The sequence below is a fragment of the Sulfuritalea sp. genome (assembly GCF_017302275.1).
GTDB lineage: Bacteria > Pseudomonadota > Gammaproteobacteria > Burkholderiales > Rhodocyclaceae > Sulfuritalea.
In genome coordinates this window covers 226,305-249,809 of sequence record NZ_JAFLDR010000001.1, presented here as the reverse complement: position 1 = coordinate 249,809, position 23,505 = coordinate 226,305, and the positions used below count along the sequence as shown (strand labels likewise).

General features: G+C 58.1%; 25 protein-coding genes and 2 tRNA genes. 22 read left to right on the top strand and 5 right to left on the bottom strand.

Annotated features, from left to right (window positions below):
* Position 1 precedes the first annotated feature (1 nt).
* The 3 genes from J0M27_RS00970 to J0M27_RS00960 all read left to right on the top strand — a co-directional run bounded on the left by J0M27_RS00970 (position 2) and on the right by J0M27_RS00960 (position 1,493).
* Positions 2-77: transfer RNA gene (locus tag J0M27_RS00970), tRNA-Gly, on the top strand.
* 62 nt (positions 78-139) lie between these two features.
* Positions 140-213, top strand: a tRNA-Cys gene (locus J0M27_RS00965).
* A 161-nt stretch (positions 214-374) separates the two neighbouring features.
* Positions 375-1,493 (top strand): site-specific integrase, encoded by a 1,119-nt coding sequence (locus tag J0M27_RS00960; RefSeq protein ID WP_294986556.1) that lies wholly within the window; start codon positions 375-377, stop codon positions 1,491-1,493.
* Here J0M27_RS00960 and J0M27_RS00955 read toward each other — a convergent pair.
* The 3 genes from J0M27_RS00955 to J0M27_RS00945 all read right to left on the bottom strand — a co-directional run bounded on the left by J0M27_RS00955 (position 1,458) and on the right by J0M27_RS00945 (position 4,227).
* On the bottom strand, positions 1,458-1,763 hold the full coding sequence (locus J0M27_RS00955; protein WP_294986554.1) for a helix-turn-helix domain-containing protein: 306 nt from the start codon (positions 1,761-1,763) through the stop codon (positions 1,458-1,460). The two genes, J0M27_RS00960 and J0M27_RS00955, sit on opposite strands and share 36 nt — an antisense overlap.
* A 112-nt stretch (positions 1,764-1,875) precedes the next feature.
* Positions 1,876-3,588, bottom strand: a complete 1,713-nt coding sequence (locus tag J0M27_RS00950) for an ATP-dependent helicase (protein ID WP_294986552.1) — start codon at positions 3,586-3,588, stop codon at positions 1,876-1,878.
* A complete protein-coding gene (locus J0M27_RS00945) occupies positions 3,589-4,227 on the bottom strand; it encodes a hypothetical protein (RefSeq protein WP_294986550.1) in 639 nt (212 codons plus the stop codon).
* A 290-nt stretch (positions 4,228-4,517) separates the two neighbouring features.
* Here J0M27_RS00945 and J0M27_RS00940 point away from each other — a divergent pair, with 290 nt between their 5' ends.
* The 15 genes from J0M27_RS00940 (at position 4,518) to J0M27_RS00870 (ending at position 14,005) form a co-directional block, all read left to right on the top strand.
* Positions 4,518-4,877 (top strand): hypothetical protein, encoded by a 360-nt coding sequence (locus J0M27_RS00940; RefSeq protein ID WP_294986548.1) that lies wholly within the window; start codon positions 4,518-4,520, stop codon positions 4,875-4,877.
* A 732-nt stretch (positions 4,878-5,609) separates the two neighbouring features.
* A complete protein-coding gene (locus J0M27_RS00935) occupies positions 5,610-6,563 on the top strand; it encodes a PD-(D/E)XK nuclease-like domain-containing protein (protein ID WP_294986546.1) in 954 nt (317 codons plus the stop codon).
* 1 nt (position 6,564) lies between these two features.
* A complete protein-coding gene (locus J0M27_RS00930) occupies positions 6,565-6,855 on the top strand; it encodes a hypothetical protein (protein WP_294986544.1) in 291 nt (96 codons plus the stop codon).
* 91 nt (positions 6,856-6,946) lie between these two features.
* Positions 6,947-8,074, top strand: coding sequence for a recombinase RecT (locus J0M27_RS00925; protein ID WP_294986543.1), 1,128 nt, complete (start codon positions 6,947-6,949; stop codon positions 8,072-8,074).
* Positions 8,075-8,314: 240 nt separating this feature from the next.
* Complete coding sequence (locus J0M27_RS00920; protein WP_294986541.1) at positions 8,315-8,971, top strand: hypothetical protein; 657 nt, start codon at positions 8,315-8,317, stop codon at positions 8,969-8,971.
* A gap of 86 nt (positions 8,972-9,057) precedes the next feature.
* Entirely contained in the window at positions 9,058-9,465 is a 408-nt protein-coding gene (gene ssb / locus J0M27_RS00915; protein WP_294986539.1) for a single-stranded DNA-binding protein, read from the top strand.
* A 178-nt stretch (positions 9,466-9,643) separates the two neighbouring features.
* Positions 9,644-10,720, top strand: a complete 1,077-nt coding sequence (locus J0M27_RS00910) for a toprim domain-containing protein (RefSeq protein WP_294986537.1) — start codon at positions 9,644-9,646, stop codon at positions 10,718-10,720.
* 102 nt (positions 10,721-10,822) lie between these two features.
* Positions 10,823-10,975: a hypothetical protein gene (locus tag J0M27_RS00905; protein ID WP_294986535.1), complete on the top strand. Its 153-nt coding sequence runs from the start codon at positions 10,823-10,825 to the stop codon at positions 10,973-10,975.
* 232 nt (positions 10,976-11,207) lie between these two features.
* Entirely contained in the window at positions 11,208-11,402 is a 195-nt protein-coding gene (locus J0M27_RS00900; protein ID WP_294986534.1) for a hypothetical protein, read from the top strand.
* On the top strand, positions 11,389-12,210 hold the full coding sequence (locus J0M27_RS00895; RefSeq protein ID WP_294986533.1) for an ArdC family protein: 822 nt from the start codon (positions 11,389-11,391) through the stop codon (positions 12,208-12,210). Before J0M27_RS00900 ends, J0M27_RS00895 begins: the two co-directional genes overlap by 14 nt.
* Positions 12,211-12,368: 158 nt before the next feature.
* Positions 12,369-12,977, top strand: a complete 609-nt coding sequence (gene radC / locus J0M27_RS00890) for a DNA repair protein RadC (protein ID WP_294986531.1) — start codon at positions 12,369-12,371, stop codon at positions 12,975-12,977.
* The gene (locus tag J0M27_RS00885; RefSeq protein ID WP_294986529.1) at positions 12,974-13,249 is read left to right on the top strand and encodes a hypothetical protein; all 276 of its coding nucleotides are present in this window, start codon (positions 12,974-12,976) and stop codon (positions 13,247-13,249) included. Before radC ends, J0M27_RS00885 begins: the two co-directional genes overlap by 4 nt.
* 4 nt (positions 13,250-13,253) lie before the next feature.
* Entirely contained in the window at positions 13,254-13,499 is a 246-nt protein-coding gene (locus J0M27_RS00880; RefSeq protein ID WP_294986527.1) for a hypothetical protein, read from the top strand.
* A 69-nt stretch (positions 13,500-13,568) separates the two neighbouring features.
* Positions 13,569-13,814 (top strand): hypothetical protein, encoded by a 246-nt coding sequence (locus J0M27_RS00875; protein WP_294986525.1) that lies wholly within the window; start codon positions 13,569-13,571, stop codon positions 13,812-13,814.
* Entirely contained in the window at positions 13,811-14,005 is a 195-nt protein-coding gene (locus tag J0M27_RS00870; RefSeq protein ID WP_294986523.1) for a hypothetical protein, read from the top strand. Before J0M27_RS00875 ends, J0M27_RS00870 begins: the two co-directional genes overlap by 4 nt.
* 174 nt (positions 14,006-14,179) lie before the next feature.
* On the opposite strand, the gene J0M27_RS00865 is transcribed toward J0M27_RS00870, so the two are convergent.
* Together J0M27_RS00865 and J0M27_RS00860 are read right to left on the bottom strand one after the other, a co-directional pair.
* Entirely contained in the window at positions 14,180-14,749 is a 570-nt protein-coding gene (locus J0M27_RS00865; protein ID WP_294986521.1) for an IS630 family transposase, read from the bottom strand.
* On the bottom strand, positions 14,665-15,117 hold the full coding sequence (locus J0M27_RS00860; RefSeq protein WP_294986519.1) for a winged helix-turn-helix domain-containing protein: 453 nt from the start codon (positions 15,115-15,117) through the stop codon (positions 14,665-14,667). Before J0M27_RS00860 ends, J0M27_RS00865 begins: the two co-directional genes overlap by 85 nt.
* Here J0M27_RS00860 and J0M27_RS00855 point away from each other — a divergent pair.
* The 4 genes from J0M27_RS00855 to J0M27_RS00840 all read left to right on the top strand — a co-directional run bounded on the left by J0M27_RS00855 (position 15,104) and on the right by J0M27_RS00840 (position 23,490).
* Positions 15,104-15,727: a hypothetical protein gene (locus J0M27_RS00855; RefSeq protein ID WP_294986517.1), complete on the top strand. Its 624-nt coding sequence runs from the start codon at positions 15,104-15,106 to the stop codon at positions 15,725-15,727. The two genes, J0M27_RS00860 and J0M27_RS00855, sit on opposite strands and share 14 nt — an antisense overlap.
* A gap of 2 nt (positions 15,728-15,729) precedes the next feature.
* Positions 15,730-16,080 (top strand): hypothetical protein, encoded by a 351-nt coding sequence (locus tag J0M27_RS00850; RefSeq protein WP_294986515.1) that lies wholly within the window; start codon positions 15,730-15,732, stop codon positions 16,078-16,080.
* 238 nt (positions 16,081-16,318) lie between these two features.
* Positions 16,319-21,250 carry a helicase-related protein gene (locus J0M27_RS00845; protein WP_294986513.1) on the top strand — a complete coding sequence of 1,644 codons (4,932 nt, stop codon included), beginning with the start codon at positions 16,319-16,321 and terminating at the stop codon, positions 21,248-21,250.
* Between the two features lie 509 nt (positions 21,251-21,759).
* Positions 21,760-23,490, top strand: coding sequence for a potassium/proton antiporter (locus tag J0M27_RS00840; protein WP_294986511.1), 1,731 nt, complete (start codon positions 21,760-21,762; stop codon positions 23,488-23,490).
* The last annotated feature ends 15 nt before the right edge of the window (positions 23,491-23,505 follow it).

Below are 23,505 nucleotides of genomic sequence, written 5' to 3'. Positions count from 1 at the left end.
TGCGGCAGTAGCTCAGTTGGTAGAGCGCAACCTTGCCAAGGTTGAGGTCGAGAGTTCGAGACTCTTCTGCCGCTCCAGATACCCGGGGGAAAGCATTGCTTTCCCCCTTTTAGCTTGATAGCCCTGTTCGCAGGGTTTCGGCGCGATGGCAGAGTGGTTATGCAGCGGCCTGCAAAGCCGTGTACCTCGGTTCGATTCCGGGTCGCGCCTCCAAAATAAGTTACTGAATATAGACAAAAAAGCCCGCTTCTGCGGGCTTTTTTGTTGCCCGTCACCGGGTTGGTTATCGCGGCAAAACATGGTAAAAAGGGGTACTTGCCACCCGGGAAAGGTGGCAAACCACCCGTCCACTATACAATTTGCCGTGTACGCGAATGTCTACAAAGCGCCGCCGTGCTTCTTCCTGGGAATATGTCGTCAAGCGCAAAGGACTGCTGTCACGCCCAATTTCGCTTACTTTCACCGACGAAAAGGAAGGCGATTCGTACGTCGCACGGCTCGAGTGCTTACTTGATGCAGGGGTAGTTCCAGCAGAGTTTCAAGAGAATGCGGATAAGCCTGCAACGGTTGGCGCTGGCATCCACCTTTACATCCAAAGAGTATCGATATCCGAGTCGGACAAGTTGGTTCTGGATGTCATATATGAGCGGATAGGCAAGGTGCTGCTATCGCAGGTCGACTATCCCTGGGCTGAGAAGTACGTCAAGGAATCGAAACAGATTCGCAACCTTTCGCCGTCCACGATTCGGCATCACGTGGGAGCCTTGGCACGAATGCTGGACTGGCTTTGTCGGCGTGGGGACCTTATAGCAAATCCGTTGCGACTATTACCCAAGGGATACGCAACCTATACCGCGGCAGATGGGGCTGTTCTTCGCGCGCTTGATCGAAAATCCAAAGTAGATCAGGAACGGGATCGTCGTTTGACTCAAGCTGAAGAAGACGCAATCCGACAAGCGATGGCCGGGCACAAGCGCGATGATCGCGAGCGATCGTTGGCAATGAAGGACAGGGAGCTCTTGGTACTCCTTTTTGACCTTGCGCTAGAAACGGCAATGCGCCTGCGGGAAATGTTCACCCTCTCCGTGGCTCAGGTCGATTTGTCACAGCGAACGATTTTTCTCGACAAGACAAAAAATGGCGACAAGAGACAGATCCCGCTTTCATCGGTGGCTATCGCCAAACTTCAGCCGGTTCTTGAAAGGATGAAAGCGAATGAACGTCTGTTCCCGTGGTGGGACGGCGTCCCGACACAAGAATCTTTACGAAAAACCACGAGTAAATTGTCACGTCAGTTTTCCCGCATTTTTGACTACTCAAAAGTTGTGGGTCTGAATTTCCATGACCTTCGACACGAAGCCACCAGTCGATTTTTTGAACGTACATCGCTCTCGGACTTGGAAATTGCGAAGATCACCGGACATCGATCACCCAGAATGTTGATGCGTTATGCGAATCTACGCGGTACCACGCTCGCCGGGAAGCTCTGGTAATTCGGGGAGTCTTCGCCGGCCGCGATAGCGGCGAGTTTGACTAACCTCGCTCTGATTGCGATTCCTGTCAGTGATAACGGCGCGTTCAATTCGCTCGGCTGTTTGCTCTCGGATTCGTACCGACAAAAAGTCGACGAGGTCTGATTCGAGCATTACCCATGCTCGGCCAATCTTCGCTGCTGGCAAGAAGCCGTCGTCGATTAGGGCTCGAACGGTCGAAACGTCTGTCGCCAGAAACTTGGCGGCCTCATCTGATGTGTAGGTTTTCATTTCAGTTTCGAGATGTCTCTGGGAACGCAACTTTGTGGGCATTGCAGTCAAGCAAATATTAGCCAGATCGCCAGTAATTCGGATGGCTAAAAGCGCACAGGCCGGGCGCATTTCAAACTAATCCAGCTTCCTCCAGAAATCGCGACTCAAAACCCTCGTTCATGGCGCTGCTGAGAATCAAGCGATTCTTGGCGCGAGTCATGCCGACGTACATCAGCCTGCGCTCTTCCTCTTCGGAAGAATCGGTATGCGGAAGATTTCCGTCCTCGGTGCCCATGATCCACACGTTGTCGAACTCAAGCCCCTTGGAGGAATGGAGGGTCATCAGATGAATTCCAGCCGACTTCTGCTTGTTGTCGGTTGTCGTGAGGAACCGCAAGCGCTGCCCCAGTGAGCCAGACAGTTTGGCGACGGATGACTCCAGTCGATTCAGCATGGCAACGTGCTGATCGTTCTTGCAGTGAGGTAGAAGCCAGGCTGATACTCCATGCACCACCAGTTCAACCCGGCCTTTTCTCGCTTGCTCGGTCCATGACGAGAAACCGGCCAGCAATCCAGCCACTCGCTGGTGGTAATCGCCTTCGGGGCCACGCAATTCGAGGACCCTGGTGAGGTACTGCATGCAATCACCTTCGCCTTGAACTTCGCGTGAATTCAAGTAGGCAGGCGCCACACCGGCAAAGGCCAGAGCATTGGCGGCGCCAGTCCAGCCGCCGTCGAGAACGCTACGCTGGATACCCAGAAATGCGCTTCCGAGTTTCCGGTCCCATATCCTCTTGCCTCCGGTACGCTTGTAAGGGATCCCCGATCCGCTGAGGCAAATTTCGATTGGGTCCAGCTGGCTATTGGTTCGCCCGAAAATCCCCCATTCGGAGTCGATGCCGAACAACCTTATCCGGTCCACCACAATATCGGCCTCATCCCAGCGGTCAGATGCTCTGACTATCTGGATATCGCCGGTGGATGTCCTGAACGCCTCTATGCGCTTTGGTGCTCGCTCCTTGTTGTGGGTGATCAGCTTTGCGGCATGTCCCAGGATGTTGGGTGCGCAGCGGTAATTCAGCGGCAGGGTTGTCTCGGTCGACGCCAGGGATTCGGTGACCTCGATCAGGCCCGCATACCCCATGGCATGCCGGAAGGCGTACAGACTTTGATCATCATCCCCTACCAGGGTGACTTCGATGCCGGCGAGCCCATGTGCTTTTACCCATGCCACCTGCACTTCATCCATATCCTGCGCTTCGTCGACCAGTAGCCAGCGGACGGGCAGTGGCAGCAACTCGCCGGAGCTGATTTTCTGGACTGCCAACAGCACGATGTCCGCGAAGTCCATCGCGCCCTCGGATGCGAGGGTGTCCTGGTAGGCGGTATAGACCGCCTCGATGTCTGGTTCCGCAAAGACTGGCGTTCTGATCCTTGCTTTTGCACTATCGATGTTTTTGACGACATCCTCGAACGTGGCTTCGATCGGATGCTGGGCGATGCAGCGACGCAGTACCGCCATCCTTTCTCCGTCAGACAGCAGGCGCCTGGGCTTCTGGCCACGAGGTAATCGCTTGAGCTGCGAAAGTGCGATGGAGTGAAAAGTCCCTACAGCGAGACGCCGCGCAACATCGGCACCACAGGAGGGAAGGATCCGTGCCTTGAGTTCCTCGGCAGCGTCTCGTGTGAAGGTGACGGCGCACAAGCGCCCCTTGTCATGCGATGCAAGCAACCGAATGGCTCGCTCGGAAAGTACGCGGGTTTTACCGGAGCCCGGACATGCAAGGACAGTGCAGTGACCGACCGTGGAAACCGCACGTTCCTGGTGCGGATTCAGGTCCACCTATACCGCGAGAACGGATGCAGGCGATTCCGTTTCCGTTGGGGTTACGGCAATGGCCGGGAATGCCGAATCAGTCTCCGCCACACGGGTAGCGTTCTTTCGGGCGGCGATGCTCGCTCGACTGGCCAGACCGCGAAAGCCCCCGGCAATTCGCAAGAGGCGGCGCTTCCATTCATACAGGCTGCTGGAATAGTTTCCGTCCGGGATCGAACCCGATAACCAAAGGGTGTCGAATTTGCCAACCAATCCATCAAACTCGCGGATGAGTCCGATGTAGCGGACTGCACGAGGAGAGGTGATTCTGGCCTCAAGCTCCTTCGGGTTCGAGTAGGTGACGCCGGCAAACTCGATACCGTGCGCATCGGCCAGCTTTTCAAGTCGAGCCACCTCGGAACGCATGTCTTCGAACATTTTGTCCAGGCGATCATCAACAATGGTCTCTACCTCGCGCGCCTGCTCGTCAGTGCCAATGACACGCAACACGACTGACAGAGAAAAAATTGCATTTGCGCAAAGCTCGAATCCTCGATCAAACACCTGCTGGGCATGAAGAGAATGAAGTCTTACCTTCTGCGTGAAGTAGGGCCGACTGATGTCGTGTGATGCAGATGGAATGAACGCGGGCGGCCTGGTTGCCATCTATGAACTCCTGATGAGGTAGGTTCATGCTACAAAACCAGGCGCCAGAATCGAATGCGAAAAGCGCACAAAAGTGCACCGTCTGGCGGTTGCAAATCACAAACGGCTCAGTGAAAATGGCTCCACATTCGTTGTGCCTAGTGCCATCGATGAAGCGGTAGCTGGCCGCTGGAAACAATCAGCATTTACGTGCCGTTCATGCCAGTGCGTGGCGGTACTCTGTAACCCCTGCGGGATGCCCATCCCGCAATGGGAGCAGGTGTCTCCAGGATTCTTGACTTGGAGGCATCATGGAAAAAGTTCTTCTGGTTGCATCGCTTATTGGGACAGTACATCTTTTCGTGCTTGCTGTTGGCAGGTTCGGACACCTGGCATTTTCACCGCCGGTGGCCACACCTGAACATTGGCCCGGCGCGCAAAAGATCCCGGAATGGCACCGATCCGTGTCGGCATCCTCGCCTGTCAGTCATGACGATGGCGAAGAGGACTGGTCGAAGTACGACGTACCTGCCTTTATCCGGCGCGGCATTCCGATGCCGACGCTGGAAGTCGTGCAACCGAAAAAGCCGGCCAAGAGAAAGAAGGCCGTCAAAAAGTCGCAAGTTGTTGCTCCCACCGAAACCGAAGCCCGGTTTGAAGTGGTGCTCTAACTCGACGCTCTGAAGCAATTCAAACCCATGCGGGGATACTCTCCCCGCCTGGGGCTTGGTGTCTCCGCATTTTTTTCAAGGAGACATCATGGAACTCGTTCTTATCGCGTGCTGCATTGGTGGTTTCGTCATCAGTCGTCCGATCATTCGGGCGCTGGGTCTGCGCTAAACCAGCACCAACCTCGCCTGTGGGAATCCCGCAGGCCTAAAGATTTTCGAAAGAGAGTCCTTAGGCCTGCGGGGTTGTTACGGGCGCGCATCAAGCCTGGCAACTCGTGTGGGGTTCATTCATCAACCCGACAAGGAGCCTAGCCATGATATTTCTGATACTCGCGATGTGTGCCGTTTCTGGTTTCATCATCAGCCGCCCCATCGTTCGCGCGTTGGGACTGCGATGACGACTGGCACCTGTCGTCAAGATGCGTCTCACCCCTTGATCGTCAGGCATCACGCAAACCGGATATTTTGGTTTGCGTGATGCGTGATCCACCTATCCCGCGCTTTGGTGCGGGCTTTCCAGAGCGCATCGCAAGTGTGTTGCGGTGTGCTGCGGAAAGCCAGATTGTCGCTTCTGGGTAACCAGGAGCATCAAGAGGCGGTAGCTGGCCGCTCGAAACAAACAGCCATTAGCGACAGTCAGGCAACTGCCTGTCATTTACAACCCCGCCAGGGACGCATGTTCCCGGCAGGGAATAAGTGCCTCCAGCGGGAATCTTGCCTCTGGAGGTAGAAATGCTTATAGAAACTCAAGTCGGCCTTCTGTCGATGGCGGCCGAGGAGTACCACCGCAACAAGGACGCTGTTGGGCATTCAAGCCTTGTGCGGATCATGCGGTCTCCGGCGCATTTTCAGGAATACGTCACCCATCCGCCCGAGCCGACCCCGGCAATGGCGTTTGGTACGGCCGTTCACTCCGCGGTTCTTGAACCGGCCGCATTCGCTTCCGATTACGCGGTATTTGACGAGTCGCAACTCGAAGGTTCGTTGCAGTCGCTCGATGACTACAAGGCCGCGGCTGCGGAACTGGGTATCAAGGTCGGAAAGATGAGGAAGGAAGAGATCAAGGACGCCATCAAGGTGGCCGACGTCGAGTCCAGATTTGTTTTTCGGGAGGAGGCAATTGCCAGGTTGTATGACGGCAAGCAAATCCTGACACCCACCCTGATGATGGCCATCCGGTCCATCCAGGCAAGCCTCTCTCGTCACGCGGGCGCTGCGCGTTTGCTGGCGAACGGGATGGCTGAAATGTCCGGCTTCTGGAGTGATCCGGAGACCGGGCTCGGATGTAGATGCCGACCGGACTGGCTTGTCATGGCCGATGGAATCGTCACCGGCATCGTGGATGTAAAAACCTGCGTCGATGCTTCGGCAGAGGGATTTGCTCGTTCAATCGCCACGCTCGGTTACGACCTGCAAGCGGCGTTCTATCAGGACGGCATAAAAGCCATCACCGGCAGGACGCTCCCGTTCTACTACATCGCCGTCGAAAAGGACGGTCCGCAAGCGGCAGCGGTCTATCGCGCAAGCGAGGACGTCATCGACGTCGGGCGCGCCAAGTATCGCGGTGCGCTGCAGCTCCTGCAATGGTGTCGTGCGAACAACCGCTGGCCGGCGTATCAGCCAAACGGGGAGATCGAAACGATCGAATTGCCACGCTGGGCGGCGAACTTTGATCTGGAGAGCTGAAGTGCCGAGCAATCCAATCGAGAAGGTCGCACCCTATCTCTACGAGGTCGGGGATCCGATTCTGTTGATCGCTGCCCGAGTGGAAGCAAAGGTGGATGCCCTCAAACAGGCAGAAGCCGAAGTGGTCCGTTGCAGGCGCGCGCTCAAGGAAAGTCGTCGATTGCTCCTTGCCTGCGTCAAACATAGCTATGTTGATTCGGAAATCGAAACAGCAGATGCGATGTGCAACCGACAGGAATTCCGTCCTCAGGCTATGCAACCCCTCGCACCGAGGAATAGTCTGAAACGGTGAAGCAGCAGCAGTAATCAACCCGGCGGGAATGCCATGTTCCCGCAAGGGGCGTGGTGTGACCGCCTTTTCCATTTTTCTGGAGGTCAATACCATGTCACTGCAAGCCTTGAAAAACATCAATCGCACTACGGCCAACGATGCTGAGCAACCGAAAGGTTTCCCGGCCATGCTGGAGCAGTTCAAGGGTGAAATTGCCCGCGCCCTGCCAAAGCACATCAATCCGGACCGCATGGCGCGCATTGCACTTACTGCATTCCGAATGACACCCAAGCTTGGAGAGTGTGATCCACGCAGCGTATTCGCCGCGGTCATCCAGTCTTCGCAGATGGGGCTGGAAGTCGGTCTCATGGGGGAAGCGCATCTGGTGCCGTTTGGCAACCAGTGCCAGTTGATCCCCGGCTACACGGGCCTGATGAAGCTCGCTCGACAGTCCGGACTGGTTCAGGACATCTATGCCCACGAAGTCAGGGTGAATGATGTTTTTACCCTCAAGCTGGGCATGGAACGCAGTCTCGATCACGAGCCATTGACGACGCTGGGCGGCTTTCCTGCCGCCGACGACGAGCGTGGTGATGTCGCCGGTTTTTATTCCGTCGCTGTGTTCAAGGATGGAAGTCGGACGTTCGTGGCAATGGGGCGTAAGGAGGTTGAGAAGATTCGCGACAACTCGCGAGGCTATCAGTCTGCCAAGCGATACAAGAAGGAATCTGTATGGGATTCCGACTTTACGGCCATGGGTCTGAAGACAGCGATTCGTCGCCTGTGCAAATTCCTGCCCAAATCACCTGAGCTGGCCTCGGCACTCGCCCTGGACGCAGCTGCGGAGCAGGGCAAGGCGCAAAACCTGAATTTGACCGATGTGATCGAGGGCAACTACGCACCGATCATTGACGACGAGACAGGCGAGATCGCAGACGCCAAGCCGGTGACAAGCCGCGATGCCAGCCAATCCAGGCCGGGTGGCGGTCCGGTTGAGGTGGCTGACGCAACTAGAAAGAAGGTGAAAGTGGATGGTGTGTCTGCCATCGCTTCCGATGCCTCTGACCAGGAACCCAGCGCCAAGCTGAAAGCGATCTACGAACAGATGGCCAAGGCAACAAGCATCGAGGTACTGGACGAGATCTATGTCCGCGCCGAAGGTGATCTGGATGGATCCGAGCTGGAGGCCTTGATGCGGGAATACCGCACATGCAAGGCAGCCATCGGCCGACTGATCTAAACCCCTCCCCGTGCTTCGGCACGGGGCTTTCCAGAGCATGGAGCGGTCCGTGCTGCGGAAAGGAAATTATTCCAAATTGTTCCCCTGGCTATGCCAACGGGACATGAAGGTAGCTGGCCTTCTGAAACAAACAGCATCTGGCTGCAATCGGGAAACCGGTTGCCATTAAAACCCCGCCGTGGGGCGCAAGCTCCCGGCAGGGAACGAGCGCCTCCGGCGGTTTTTCGTCTGGAGGTTGCAATGGACGTTGTAATCAATCACGAGCAGGAGTTGTTCGTTGTTTCCGCTGGCAAGGGGTATTCGACCCTGGGCTTCGAGCATGTCTTCAAGCAATTGAAGCAACTCGTGGCGCGGCTGAATCTCTCGATCCAGATTCGCGAGGATGAGAAGGGAACCATCGGTCAGTACGCTGATTTTCAGCGCGCCATCAATGAAGCTGCCAAGGCAAATCTCAAGGAGACCTGGTTCAATCTCGACACTCCTGTCAAGGTTCGCCGAATCCTGGAGCAGTACCGCAAGAGCGGCAAGGCGATTCGCCTCTTCTACGGAGATGTGGAGCGGGGCGAAGACTGGCTGGAAGAAAACGACGTGGTGGGAAAAATAGGCCGCTCGTCGGGTACTTTCAAGATTCCCATTCTTCTACAGAACGGCGAGGCATGGGGTGTCAGCATTCTCGATCACTCTATCGTCAGGCTGATGGATGTGGCAGATCGGAAGGTTCTCTGGGAGCACCCGAAATATCAGGCGCCTCAGTTGCAGATTGTCGCGAAGCGCGTTGGCGAAGATCCCTATTCGGTGTTTGTCGACGGCGGTCCTCACGCAAGCTTCAGAACTTTGGCGAAGGCAGCCCAGTGGGTGGCGTTCATGGCCGGCGAGTGCATGGAAGCGCCGCAGTAGTCGAGTTTTTCAACCAACCCGGCGGGATCGTCATGCTCCCGTCAGGGGCATGGTGTGACCGTCCTTTTCATCACAAGGAGTTCATCATGCTTAACAAGGTTCAGTTGATCGGTTTTCTGGGGGCTGACCCCGAGCTTCGACGCACCAATGACAGCGATGCCATTGCGCGCGCAAATATCGCCACCAGCGAAAGCTGGAAGAAGGATGGCGAGAAGCACGAAAAAACGGAATGGCACCGTGTCGTGTTCTTCGGAAAACTCGCCGAGATTGTGGCCGAGTATCTGAAGAAAGGGTCGCTGGTGTATGTCGAGGGCCGTCTCCAGACCCGTTCATGGGACAAGGATGGCGAGACTCGCTACACCACTGAAATCGTCGGCGAGAGCATGAAGATGCTCCCCAGCGGCGGCAAGGCCAGGGAAGGTTCTGACGCGTCCAGATCGGCGCCGAAAGGAAACTCCAGGGCAGCTCAGCCATTCGATGACGGGCCATTCTGATGGCTTCGCGCTCAGGCACTGATTTTAGCGCCTGACATTACCAACCCCACCGGGGAGTTACCCCGGTCGGGGTGCCTCTATGCCGGTGGGGAATTCACCGGCCCGCGACGGGGCCTTCCCAAGTGCCTCGCGCGGGCATTTCGGCAGGTCCCGTCCGGGGCTACTCATGGAGGCAATCATGGAAGCAAAGGAAATCAAGGCTGTTGCACATGGCCGCTGGGGAGGGATTCTCTCGGCCCTTGCGCCACAGCTTCAACCTGCACTTGATCGAGTCGGTCATCACGTTTCCTGCCCGGTGCACGGCGGCAAGGACGGATACCGTGTGTTTAACGACGTGGATGATTCGGGAGGCGGCGTCTGCAATACCTGTGGCGTCCATCCCGATGGATTTGCCACGCTGATGTGGGTATCCGGCATGGATTTCAAGGAAGCACTGAAGTCCGTAGCCGAGTACCTGCGCGTCGGCATCATCCCCAGGCCGTTTGGCGGGAGAACCATTTCTCGCCAGACCAGCAAGGGCGACGATGACGAAAAGGCTCGCCAGGCGCTTAACCGTGTCTGGAACGAGTCGATCGCCCTCTCTCATCCCGATGCTGAGCCGGCCCGCTTGTATCTGGCCCGAAGAGGTATCTCGATCCGACAACCGGAAACACTCCGTCTCCATCCATCGCTCGCGTATTTCGAGGACAGAAAGGAGATCGGGACGTTTCCGGCGATGCTGGCCATGGTGCAGGGTCACGGCGGCAACGCCATCACCATTCATCGTACCTACCTGACGGCGGACGGCTACAAGGCACCTGTCGAGTCTCCCAGGAAGCTGATGCGGTATCCAAGTCAGCGGAAGCTGGCGGGCGGAGTCATCCGACTGGTGGAGGCTGGCGCCGTGCTGGCAGTGGCAGAAGGTCTGGAGACGGCTCTCGCGGTCATGGAAGGGACGAAGATGCCGGTCTGGTGCGCGGTCAATGCGTATCTGCTGGAGCACTTTTACCCGCCACCCGGCGTGAGTCAGATCCTGGTCTTCGCCGACAAGGATCAGCCCTCGACGCAACATCCAAGGGGGCATGGCCAGGAAGCAGCCAGACGGCTGGTCCAAAGGCTCTGGAAGCGGGGTATCAAGGCCAGTGCGATTGTTCCTGCGGGCGAGATTCCTGCCGGTCAGAAGTCACTGGACTGGCTCGACATCCTCAATCGCGATGGCAAGGCAGGTTTTCCTTCCTTGCAATCCGTTGAACATGCCATGCGTCGCGTCGCGTGAAGGAGGTGGCGCCATGGACAGGAATGCTGACGTCAGCCCGGTTGATATTGAAACCCTGCCCGGACGCATTGGGTTGGGGATCCCTCGTAACAGGAGGGCATCATGAAATATCAGTACCTGGGACCACAAACCGTCGCAGAACTCGCGGACGGGAAACGGGTGCTTCTTTTCAAGGGATCGGTGCTTCTGGTCCAGATACTCAGCGCACAACTCAAGGCGCTTGTGGAGAAGGGCCTTCTGAAGGAAATCGCATGAAACGAAGGTCCGCCGAAAGGCGGACTTTCCAGAGCGCATCGCGAGGTGCGCTGCGGAAAGCGAAATTGTCGCTCCCGGGTAATCCAGGGGTGTCATAGGCGGTAGCTGGCCGCTCGAAACAATCAGCAATCAACGGCGCTCAGGCAACTGGTCGTCATTCACAACCCCGCCGGGGCATCAACCCCGGCGACGGGCTTGGTGCCTTCGGCGGTTTTTTCGTCTGGAGGCAAGCATGTATCACTATGAAGATGGAACGACACGCTGGCGGCGGTTCAATGGATGCGGCGATGTTCGTGCCTGTCGCGCTTCGCGCGGATGGCAAGCCAGCGCCGACTTGATCGACGTTCACCCGGTGACCGGAAATTATCTCGGTGTATCGGACTGGTGGATCAAGGAAGTCAAGGGAGCCGGTCATGGAAAAGCCTGACTGGAACGCCCTGCTGCAACAGGCACTGACGCTACCCGGAACGCTGTCAAAGGCGTACTCGGTATTTCACGACTACTCGCTGGGCAACGCAATCCTTGCGGCATTTCAACTGGCGGCGCGCGGTCTTCCGCTCGCTCCCATTGCCAGCTTCAATCGCTGGAAAAATCTTGGCCGAAAGGTCAGGAAAGGCGAGAAGGCCCTTTCTCTCATCATGCCGGTCACGATCAAGAGAAAGGACAAGGACGAACACACCCTGGAAGAGGGGGCTGGTGGTGCTTACATGATTTTTTTGTTGAAGCGCAACTGGTTCAGTCTCGACCAGACGGAAGGCGATGTTCTCCAGCCGGAGGTGTGGACGCCGGAGTGGGACAAAGCAAAGGCGCTTGGCGTGCTGGATATTCGGGAAGTTCCGTTCGAGATAATCGACGGCAACTGTCAGGGATATGCCAAACGCGGTGTCCGCGAGGTGGCTGTCAATCCTGTTGCCGCGATGCCATGGAAGACACTTTTCCACGAAGTTGCGCATCACCTGCTTGGCCACACGGCCACGGGTGACGAGACAGGAGTGATGGCCGACGGCCCGACGATGCCGAAATGCATCAAGGAGGCTGAAGCCGAGGCGACGGCCTACCTGTGCTGCGCGACCCTCGGGTTGCCAGGCATGGAGGAAAGCCGGGGCTACATCCAAAGCTGGCTCGATGGGAAGGAATTCCCGGAGAAGTCGGCGCGTCGGGTGTTTGCGGCGGCGGACAAGATTCTCAAGGCGGGTACCCAGGCCTTGAAGGAGGTGGCGATGCGCGATGAGTAATTCGCGTGTCGCCTCCCATGTTCAGGTCTGGCATGGATGGCAGGCAGCACGTTTCTAAAAGATGGGAGTGGCTTCGGCGGCTTCCATATTTACTCCCTCAGGGGCCGTATGCGCCCCCTGGGGATGCGCACGGCCCCATTTCCTGAAAGGCAAATGAAATGGAAATGCGCACCATTGAAATGACCAATGCCGATTTGCTGGCGGTTCTCTGTGGCCCGTCGGGTCGCGCCCTGTCAACACGTCCCCTCTCGGAAGTTTTCGGGATCAGGTCGGCACGACAGACAAGCTTCATCGCAGGGGAAGAGCGGACGTCCTACGCGGCGCAGCCGCAAATCGCCGCTGCGAAGGAGCTTTACATCCGGGCAATGCAGGAAGACATGAGCAGTACGGGTATCGATCTGGCCTCGCCCAGTGCGGCGTCGACATTCCTGTGTGGCCGGATCGGCGGTTACGAGCATGAAGTATTCATGTGCCTGTGGATGGACGCCAGGAACCGGTTGATCGTCGCGGAAGAACTCTTTCGCGGCACGCTGACCCAGACCTCGGTCTACCCACGGGAAGTGGTCAAGCGAGCGCTGGTGCACAACGCGGCAGCGGTGATACTCGCTCATAACCATCCGAGCGGAGAAGCCGACCAGTCGCGGGCGGACGAAATGCTGACGACTAGCCTCAAGGCTGCGCTGGCACTGGTGGATGTCAAGGTTCTGGACCACTTCATCGTGGCCGGGAACAAGACACTTTCGTTCGCCGAAAGGGGGCTGCTATGAAAGGCAGCTTAAAGCCCTTCCGGCAGGAACTGGTTCAGGTGGTCGATCTCGACGAGCGCGGGTGGTTCAAGTCGCGCGTCGAGAATCAGAACGGCCGAACGGTGTTTTCGTTCTCGAATGAGGACGAGAAAACCGGCTGGCCGAGTGAAGACGGGCTGTGGCTTGTCGAGAACGGCTTCATGCGGCACGGACGCGATGCCGGCGGGCTTCTGGAGTATCTGAAGAGCGCTGGAATTGCGAGACCGACTGCAACCCTGCGCGTGGAGGGCTGATGGCATGAGAACTTTGCTCTCCGCTCGCCGCGCCATGTTCTACCGGCTCGTCCGACAAGCCAACGAACAGTCATCGAAATGGCTGGAGGACGTGCTCAAGGACAAGACGCGGAACAACGGGCAGTTCACCGCCGTTGCCCGCCTGGCCTGCCTGCGAATCCTGGTCTGCCGGGACTACGGCATCAACACCCCTTCGGGGTTGCCGTATCCGCAGCGGAAAAAGGCGGTACGGGCGGCGCTCGGCATCTGAAGCAATCCTTTCCCAACCGGGGCCACTTCCCGGTTGGGGAGTGGCCTCTCACCATTCTGGAGGTCAACAATGAAACTCGATACAGGCATCGTTCCGGTGGACGAGCAAACCTATCAAGCCGTCGCGACATCTCGCGATCCGCGAACCGACGAGGGCATGGAAGGAACTCCCGCTTACGATGTCGTCAATCAAAGCCGCATCCGCGCTATCCAGCTTGTCCGGAAATGGGCCGGTGAGGGGTACTGGGGGTCGGTCTACAACCAGAAGACGGGAGAGTGCGTCATTGACTACGCTCCGAAGGGAGATGGACGATGAAACACATTCCGACGCCTGGCGCATACCGGGAACTGTTCAAGGCAGGGCTGATCGAGCTTCTGAAAGGAAACCGGTTGTCCGAGCTTCAGCGGAAGGATGCTGAACATTACCTCCGGCTATTGGAGGATCCCAATTACAGATTCGGGATTCTCCAGAGCGGTGGCGGGTATGCGGACTTTTTCAGGAGCTAGGCTGAGTGCCTGTTCCTGCAGGGCCAATGCATCGCCTGCCGGATCGGCATTGCTGAGAGCGATGGCCTGAAAACGAAGCAACCATCAGCAGTATTTCAAACCCATGCGGGCCACTCACCCCCGCAAGGGGCGATGGCTCCGCCTTTTTATTGAGACTCGTATAAGTAGATGACATCAGAACGCCAGCTCAGCCTGTTTCCAAAACGCGGTGATCAACGTCGGTCGCCGCTGCATGGACTTGAGGCGATTGCGGGCGAACTGACCGACTTCGCCGATGGTGTCGAGGCACAGATTGGCAATCTCATGCTTCTTGAGATAGGCCCAGATCGCTTCAACCGGATTGAGTTCGGGAGCATAGGCCGGCAGGCGCGCCACCGCGATATGTCCGTTCAGTTCTTCCAGCCATGCGCTGACCTTGCGGCTGCGATGGATCGCTGCGCCATCCCAGATGATCAGCAGCGGCCTTTTGATCTGACGCTTGAGCGCGCCGAGAAATTCGATGATCTGCTCCGAGCGGATCGCGCCAGGAAAGAATCGAAAGTAGAACTGCGAGAAGGACAGACCGGCAATGGCCGAGAGTTGCTTCCAGGTGAAACTGTGCTGAAGAACTGGCGTCTGTCCACGCAGGCTCCAGGTACGGGCGACGCTGGGCCGTTCGCTCAATCCGGATTCGTCGATGAAGACGATGGTGCGGCCTTCTCGCTGGGCTTTTTTTTGAGCCCAGGCCAGCCGTGCCGCTTCCAACGCACAATTTCCGCCTCGTTGCGCTGGATGGCGCGCTTCTCGGGCTTCTGGCAAGAGAAACCCAGTCGGCGCAGCAGGTGCCACAAATGGCCGGTGCTGTATTCCACGCCAAACTGCTTGGTGATCACTTTGCCGATCCGAGGCAGCGTCCATAGTTCGGTCGGATACCCAGCCGCCAATGCGCCCGCCATGAGTACCTTGCCCAGTTCCCGCTCCTGCTCGGTGTCGAGTTGGCGTGGCCGACCCAAATCGCCGCGCTTGAGCGATTCCTTGCCGCCCTCGGCCAGTTTCTGCTCCCAGGTCGCTACCGTTTGTCGCGCAACGCCCAATTCCCGAGCGACCTCCGACTTCGACATGCCGCGCGCCAAGAGCTTTGCGCCCTTGAGCCGGCGTTTCTCCAATGCCTTGAAATCCCGCTTGTGCTTCATCGTCGCACCTCGAAACGAACACAAGCAGATTAACGTTTTTACCCATCATGGCGTTGACAGTTATTTATACGATTCTCAATATTGGAGCCTGACAATGTCACAAAACATAATCTCGGTCGATTCTGCCGAACATGCCACCCTCCTGGCCGCACTGCGCTTCTACCAGCAGAACGGCCAGGGCGAACCGTCCAGTCGGTGCGATGCGATTCACGCCATTGCGACGGATGACGATGTCCAGATATCACTGGATACCGCGGGCATCGATGCCCTGTGCGAGCGCATCAATCTGTGCACGCCGGTGCGCTGCGTGATCGGACTCGAAGGGGGCCTGGTAACCGGCGTCACGGCGAACGTGAACCTCGAATTCGTTGTGCTCGATTACGACGTCGAAGGCTGTGATGACGACGAAGTCATGACGGTCCCTTCCCTCTGGGGAGAAGACAATGTCATCGACGTTTATAAGCGTGGTTTCTACGATGCCGATGTGGCGCCCGAGCCGGTAGAGCGACTTCACGCCGCGATCGAGGCGATCATGGACGCGGAGGCCTAGCCATGGGAAACCGGTTTGATGGCTATCGCCGCCTCACGTTTCAATTCAACGATGGCTGGAAAGGGGAAGACGCGCACGAGTTCATCGGAGAATTCGTGATGCTCAAGTGCCGTGTTCGCCCACCCGGTGACCAGGAGGCTTGTTACGACGAAGCCGGGGAGCGCATCTTCACGGTGCGCGCCCCGCGTGGTCTATCCAGTGGCGACATCATCAATGCGCTTCAGGATGTATTCACGACAGCCTGTCGTTGCGAGCATGACTGTTGTGGGCACCTGCAAACCCGTGCCGGCCTGCCGAGGCGCATCAAGCGTCGCGAGTGGGTCGTCGAGGTTCGCTGCTTTCACAACATCTGACCAACCCCCGTGCCTCGGCACGGGGCTTACCCGGACGCACTCGATGAGTACGCCCCGGCAAGCCGAATTCTTCCTGTCGGGTAATCCGATGGGGTGAAAGGTCGCAGCTGGCGACTTGAAACAAACAGCAATCAGCCGGTTGTCACGGAACACCGTGACGACTTTAACCAACCCTTGCGGGCACTCATTCCCGCAAGGGGAGACGTGTCTCCATGGGTTTTATCTTTTGGAGACACTCATGAGATTCAAAAGAATTGCCGAAGCAGTCATGTGGCTGCCAGGCTTCGCGCCCGAGGATGATCCCATTGCTGTTGATGGGTTCGCCGGCCAGGATTGGAAAGGTGAAATTATTGCCTTTCCGTCGAAGGAGGCCAGACAGTCGAGCGTCATGACTTTTTGGCCAGGGTTGAATGCATCCGACTTCGATGGCCTGTCCGGAGAAGTCACCAAGTTCGAGGCCAACTGCAGCGCCATCGTCCTTCTGCGAAAGTTGGAGGATGAGGGCAGGGGGCCGACAACCGAAGAGCGGACCATTCTCAATCGCTACACCGGTTGGGGCGGCCTTCCCTGGGCATTCAATCCGGATCAGGATGAAAGCAACCGCAAGATCCGTGTCGAACGACTTCAGACCTTGCTGGCCGAGGACGAGTACGAAAGTGCTCGCGCATCAACCAACAGCGCCCACTACACGTCGGTGGAAATCATCGAGGCCATGTGGGCGGCGGTCCGCCGCCTGGGTTTTACCGGTGGTCGCATCCTGGAGCCGTCGGCAGGAAATGGCTACTTTCTCGGGGCCATGCCCCGGGAGGTAGCAGAAAAGTCGACTGTCACGGCCGTCGAGATCGACCAACTCTCTGCGCGACTGCTCACGTCGCTGTATGGAAACTATGGGGTTCGCGTGGCGAATGAGGGGTTCGAGGTGGCCAGGTTACCGGCCGACTTCTTCGATCTGGTGATCTCGAACGTTCCGTTCGGCAATTACCAGACACCGGAGACCCGTCATGTTCCGTTTCGGGACTTTCTGATCCACGACTACTTTTTTGCGCGTGCGCTTGAAGTGGTCAGGCCGGGAGGTCTCGTTGCATTCATCACGAGTGCCGGAACGCTGGACAAATCCGATACGGCCGCCAGGAAGTATCTGGCGAACCGCGCGCGATTGCTCGGATCCATTCGTCTTCCGCTTCAGGCATTCCAGAAGATCGCCAATACGGAAGTCACAACCGATATCGTCTTTCTTCAGAAATTGAAGGAGGGCGAGGCCGGCAACGGTGACGCCTGGGCAGAGTGGCCGGTGGAAATACCCACCAGCCATATTGCCAGAGACGCAGGAATTCCCGCGTGGCAGTGGCGTAACGTCCGCGTGTGCAAGTGGTTTGCGGAACGCCCGGAATGGATCGTAGGCAAGCTGACCCTGGCCGAGAACGGCTACGGCAAGGCGAATGCCTGCACCTTCGAGGGTGACATCGGCGCGGCGCTGCTTGAGCGCGTCGCTCTGTTGCCCGAAGGGGTCTATCGAGATGTAGAACAAACGAGGGATCGTTCGGAGGGCTGCGCAGAAGTCCGCGTGCTCGCCGGGAACTTTGTCAAACCGGGTGCTTACAAGCTGGTGGATGGCAAGGTGGCTGTGTCTGAGGGCCACGAGTTGCTGGTGGTTGAAGGCAGGTTGTCGGCCAGGGCGGTTGAACGGATCAAGGGCATGATCGAGATTCGTGATGCGGCCCGCAAGTTGGTGGCAGCACAAGCCAGCACGGACGACGATACTCTGCTGGCGATCTACCGTGTGGTGTTGAATGCGGCCTACGATGCCTTTTCGGCAAAGTGCGGCCATATCCACGCCAAAGCCAACAGGCTGGCGTTTCGGGGCGACCCGGACCTCCCGTTGCTGCTGTCCCTGGAACGGTGGGATGAGGAAACTCAAGCCGCCGAAAAGATGGACATCTTTCATCGTCGAACGGTAGGGGCCGCGCGCCAGATCGAGCATTGTGAAACGCCCGAGGAAGCGCTGATTGCTTCTATCCAGCAGACAGGGAGGGTCAGTGTGGCGAGGATGGAAGCGTTACTTGGGCAACCAGGGTACGAGTTCATTCCCCAGTTGCAAGAGGTGGGAGCCATTTTCCTCAACCCGGATTCGGGAAGCTGGGAGACGGCGGACACCTACCTCGCCGGCAACGTTCGCCAGAAGTTGATGTTTGCCGAAAATGCAGGACGGAAGTTTGCGTCCAACGTGGAAGCGTTAAAGGCTGTCATTCCGGATGATCTTGCGCCGCATGAAATTGGTGCACGGATTGGGTCTGTCTGGATACCGGCAACGGACTACCAGGCATTCCTGGATGAAATCATGGAATGCGAGGGAAACAGCGTCGAGTTCAATGCGACGGCCGGTGCATGGCAGATCGACCCGAACCACGCTACCCGATGGTCTGTGGCAGCAACGCAGACCTATGGTACAGAGCGAGTTGGGGCGATGACGCTGTTTGAGCAGGCGCTCAATCAGCAGGTACCGACGGTTACCGATCCAGCGCCGGATGATCGGAGCAAACGGATCGTGAATCAGAAGGAAACGATTGCCGCACGGGAGAAGCTGCAGGAGCTCAAGGGAAAATTCCAGGAGTGGCTGTGGCTTGACGATGAGCGCACACAGCGGCTGGTCCGGCGTTACAACGACCAGTTCAATTGCATTGTGCAGCGTCGCTATGACGGAAAGCATCTGGTGCTCCCTGGCTTTTCGCAGGTGTATCGGTTGCATGACCATCAGCGTGATGCCATCTGGCGAGTCGTCTCATGCAAGAGCAATACGCTCCTGGCGCATGTCGTGGGGGCTGGGAAAACCCTCACCATGATCTGCGCCGGCATGGAGTTGAGAAGGCTCGGTGTCGCCGGAAAACCCTGCTACGTCGTGCCCAATCACATGCTTGAGCAGTTCGCGGCCGAGTTCCTGCGTGCCTACCCTGGGGCCAACATCCTCATGGCGAGCAAGGACGATCTGCAAGGGGATAAACGCAGAACCCTTTTGTCCAGAATTGCCACGGGCGACTGGGATGGTGTGCTTATTACGCATTCGTCGTTCGAGCGGATCAAGCTCGGCGATGGGTTCATCGAAGATTTCATCCAGAAGCAAATCGATGAGATTGAGCAGGCCATTCGTGACGCGAACCAGAATCGTGGCAACAGGATCGTCAAGGAGCTTGAGCGGGCGAAGAAGGTCTGGCTGGCGAGGCTGACAAAGCTTGCGGCCAGGGAGAAGAAGGACGACGTGCTGACGTTCGACGAGCTGGGTATTGATTGGCTCTTCGTTGATGAGGCTCACCTGTTCAAGAATCTCTACCGCTTCACCAAGATGACGCGCGTGGCGGGTTTGCCCAACAGCAACTCCGAGCGGGCCTTCGACATGTTTCTAAAGACGCGATGTGTCATGGCCAGGCATCAAGGCCGCGCCGGCGTAGCGTTTGCCACTGGAACGCCCGTGTCTAACAGCATGGCGGAGATGTGGACGATGCAGCGGTATCTGCAACCCGACACCTTGTCGGCGTTCAGGCTTCAGCAGTTCGATACCTGGGCAGGCAACTTCGGCGAGTCGGTGACCGCGCTTGAACTGGCGCCCGATGGCCGGGGCTACCGGATGCATACCCGCTTCGCGCGGTTCGTCAATCTTCCAGAACTGATGTCCATGTTCGGGCAGGTGGCGGACATACGCACGGCGGAGATGTTGAAACTCCCGGTACCTCGCGCTTTGAAGGAGACGGCCACGGCGAAGCCGACCCTGGAACTGAAAGCCTACGTCCAAACCCTCGTGGAGCGGTCGGAAGCGATCAGGAATGGAACGGTAACGCCTCAGCAGGACAACATGCTGGCGGTGACGGGCGATGGTCGCAAGGCCGCGCTGGACATGCGGCTGGTAGATCCGTTCGCCGAGGACTATGAGGGAAGCAAGACCAACCAGTGCGCCGAGAAGGTCTTCGGGGTCTGGAAGGAAACCGCATCAACCAGAGGCACACAGATCGTATTTTGTGATTTGAGCACCCCCGTTGAGGATGGGCGATTCAGCGTCTACCAGGACCTGAGAAGGAAGCTCATCGAGATGGGAGTGCCGGTCGCAGATATTGCCTTTATTCACGACTACGACAGTGACTCCCAAAAGGAGGAACTGTTCAAGGCGGTGCGAGAGGGGCGTGTGCGCGTAGTACTGGGCAGCACGCAAAAGATGGGGGTCGGTACCAACGTCCAAACCCGTCTTGCGGCGCTCCATCATCTGGACGCCCCGTGGCGTCCGTCTGACGTGGAACAGCGGGAAGGTCGCATCATTCGCCAGGGCAACCTGAACGAGGAAGTGCGTATCCATCGCTACGTCACGGAAGGCTCTTTCGATGCGTACATATGGCAGACCCTTGAGACCAAGGCGCGTTTCATCGCCCAGGTCATGCAGGGGAACACCGGAATGCGCAGCGCGGAGGATGTGGAGCTGGCGGCGTTGTCATACGCCGAGGTGAAGGCACTGGCGTCAGGGAATCCCCTGGTGCTGGAAAAGGCGGGTGTGGATACCGAGCTTGCCAAGCTGTCGCTCCTGAAATCTCAATGGGAACAGCAGCAATGGAGAAACAAGTCGGAGCTGGCCGCATTGCCTGGCCGCATCGAGTGTATTCAGCAACGGATCGCCGGCATGGAAGGCGATGTTGCCAACCGTCAGAACGTGACGGGAGACAGCTTCCGCATGCAGATTGACGGCACGTGGTATTCGGACCGTACCGAAGTCACCAGGCAACTGGTGCTGCGGTTCAGCGTCGTGAAGCCGGGCGACACCCGGGTAATCGGGCTGTTTGGCGGATTCCGGATGGCCATTCGCTCGCATATGAAACGTGACTTTGGCAAGCGTCTTGTGCTCATCGGCAACGTGGAGCATGAGGCCGGGCATACGGACAACCCCAACGGGTTCATTCGTGTTCTCGAAAATCTGATGAACCGGATGGAACAGAGACTTGCAGAGGACCGCGACTACCTCGCCCGGACGGAGAAGCGGATGAGCGACCTGAAGGCTGAGATTGCAAAGGAGTTTGACAAGGCGGATCGGCTGGCATGGCTGGTCTACCGTCAGAAAGAAATCGACGCATCCCTGGATCTATCGAAGGGCGATACGTCGGCGGTGGATGAGGAAGAACCCTCTGAAACTGTTTGAATCACCCCTTGTGGGGCATCACGCCCCACAAGGGCGTGGTGCGCCATGTTGCAAGACTTCGAGCTTGGCAAGGTGCCGCGGTAGGCCCCACCGGTGGCTTCCTGATAACTCAGTTTCGATGACTCCTTCGCGGCAGCGAACTTGAAAGATTCAATTTCGGCACCCGGCCACAACCAGCCGGTCAAGGTAATCGTCCAATTTCTAAAAGCGAGGCGCCATCTGCCGCCGCTGAATGTCCGGATTACAGCGAGCAAATTGACGTCGACTGCTTCGACTCGGCAGAAGCGGCCAACGCTGTTAAACACAATTGAAGCGATCAATTGTCCGGTCTACCGGCGGTACGAGGCGTCAATCTTCGTGTCGCAATGACACTTCAGTGCCCAGGTAGATGGATAGTGCGGACCTGACCGAGAGCGGCAGCGCAGATAAGCTACCATTGGTCGAAAGTATTTTCGTCGTTACCACCATGCAATACCGCCTACATTCCCAAACCCCAAGAGCCTTCTGACGTGGATCAAGTCAATACCCTGCTGCTGCTTTCGGGCGTCCTGCTGTTTCTCGGCGTGCTGGCCAGCACACTTTCGGCGCGCCTCGGACTTCCCTTCCTGCTGATATTTCTCGTCGTCGGCATGCTGGCCGGCGAAGACGGTCCGGGGGGAATCCGCTTCGACGATTTCGGTGCCTCGTTTTTTGTCGGCAATCTGGCGCTGGCGATCATCCTGCTCGATGGCGGCCTGCGCACGCGCATCTCGACCTTTCGCGTCGCGCTTTGGCCGGCGACGGCACTCGCCACCTGGGGCGTGATCGCCACCGCCGCGCTGCTGGGTGCATTCTGTACCTGGCTGCTCGGCGTGGACTGGCGCTACGGACTGCTGATGGGGTCCATCGTCGGTTCGACCGATGCCGCCGCCGTCTTCAATCTCTTGCGCCACAGCGGCGTGCGCCTCAACGAGCGGGTCGGCGCAACGCTGGAAATCGAATCCGGGGCCAATGATCCGATGGCCATCCTGCTGGTTACGGTGCTGGTAGGCATCATCGCCGGCACCGGCGTGTCCACGCCGGAGGGTGTCCTTCTGCAACTGGTAACGCAGTTCGTGATCGGCGCCGCACTCGGCATTGGCGCTGGGCGCTTGCTTGCCGAGTTGCTGCGGCGCGTGCGCCTGGCCGAGGGGCTTTACGCCTTGTTGATCATCTCGGGCGGCCTGACGGTGTTCGCCGCCACCAACCAACTGGGCGGCAGCGGCTTCCTTGCGATTTATCTTGCCGGTGTGATCGTCGGCAACCAGCGCACGCGCGCCACCTCGCACGTGCTGAAGGTGATGGACGGCATGGCTTGGCTGGCGCAGGCCGGCATGTTCCTGCTGCTCGGCCTGCTGGTGACGCCTTCGCATCTGGTCAATTATTTCTGGGAGTCGCTCGCCGTCGCGCTGTTCCTGACCTTCGTCGCGCGACCGCTGGTGGTCGCCGTGACGCTGAAGCCATTCCGCTTTCCCAATCGGGAAATCGCCTATATCTCATGGGTCGGCCTGCGTGGCGCAGTCCCCATCGTGCTGGCCGTGTTCCCGGTCATGGCGGGCATTCCCGAGTCGCGCCTGCTGTTCGACGTCACCTTTGCCGTGGTGCTGTTTTCGCTGCTGGTGCAAGGCGCCACGGTGCCGTGGGCCGCGCGCCGACTGGATGTGGAAGTTCCCCATGGCGCCGAACCGCTCGAATCGAAGGAAGTCTGGATCGGACGGGAAACCGTGCTGGCGCTGGTCGCCTTCCGCGTCGAGGCACAGTCGCTGGCCATCGGCATGTTGCCGAGTTCGCTCACCGATCTGCGCGGCCGGCCGGTGCGCTGCGCCGCCCTGGTGCGTCGGGGGCGTCCCTTGTTGGCGCCCAGCGCGACGGCGCTCAAGGCCGACGACATCGTCTGGCTGCTGGCCTCGCCCGAACAGGTGGAAAATCTCACCGCGCTATTTGGTCGCCAGGAACAAAGCGGCCACCTCGCGGTGCGCAACTTCTTCGGCGAGTTCGTGCTCGACGCCGACTCCTCGGCAGCGGCACTGGCGGCGACCTATGGCATGGAGCTCGACGCTGCCGAATCTGAGCGCAGCATTGGCGATCTGTTGGCGAAACGACTGGGCCGTCGCCCGGTGGTTGGTGACCGCGTCGGGATCGGCAGCATGGAACTCACGGTGCGTGCGATAAGCGGCAACCGTGTCGACTCCGTCGGCCTCAAGATGTCGAAGAGTCACTAAATTGTTAGGTTGCAT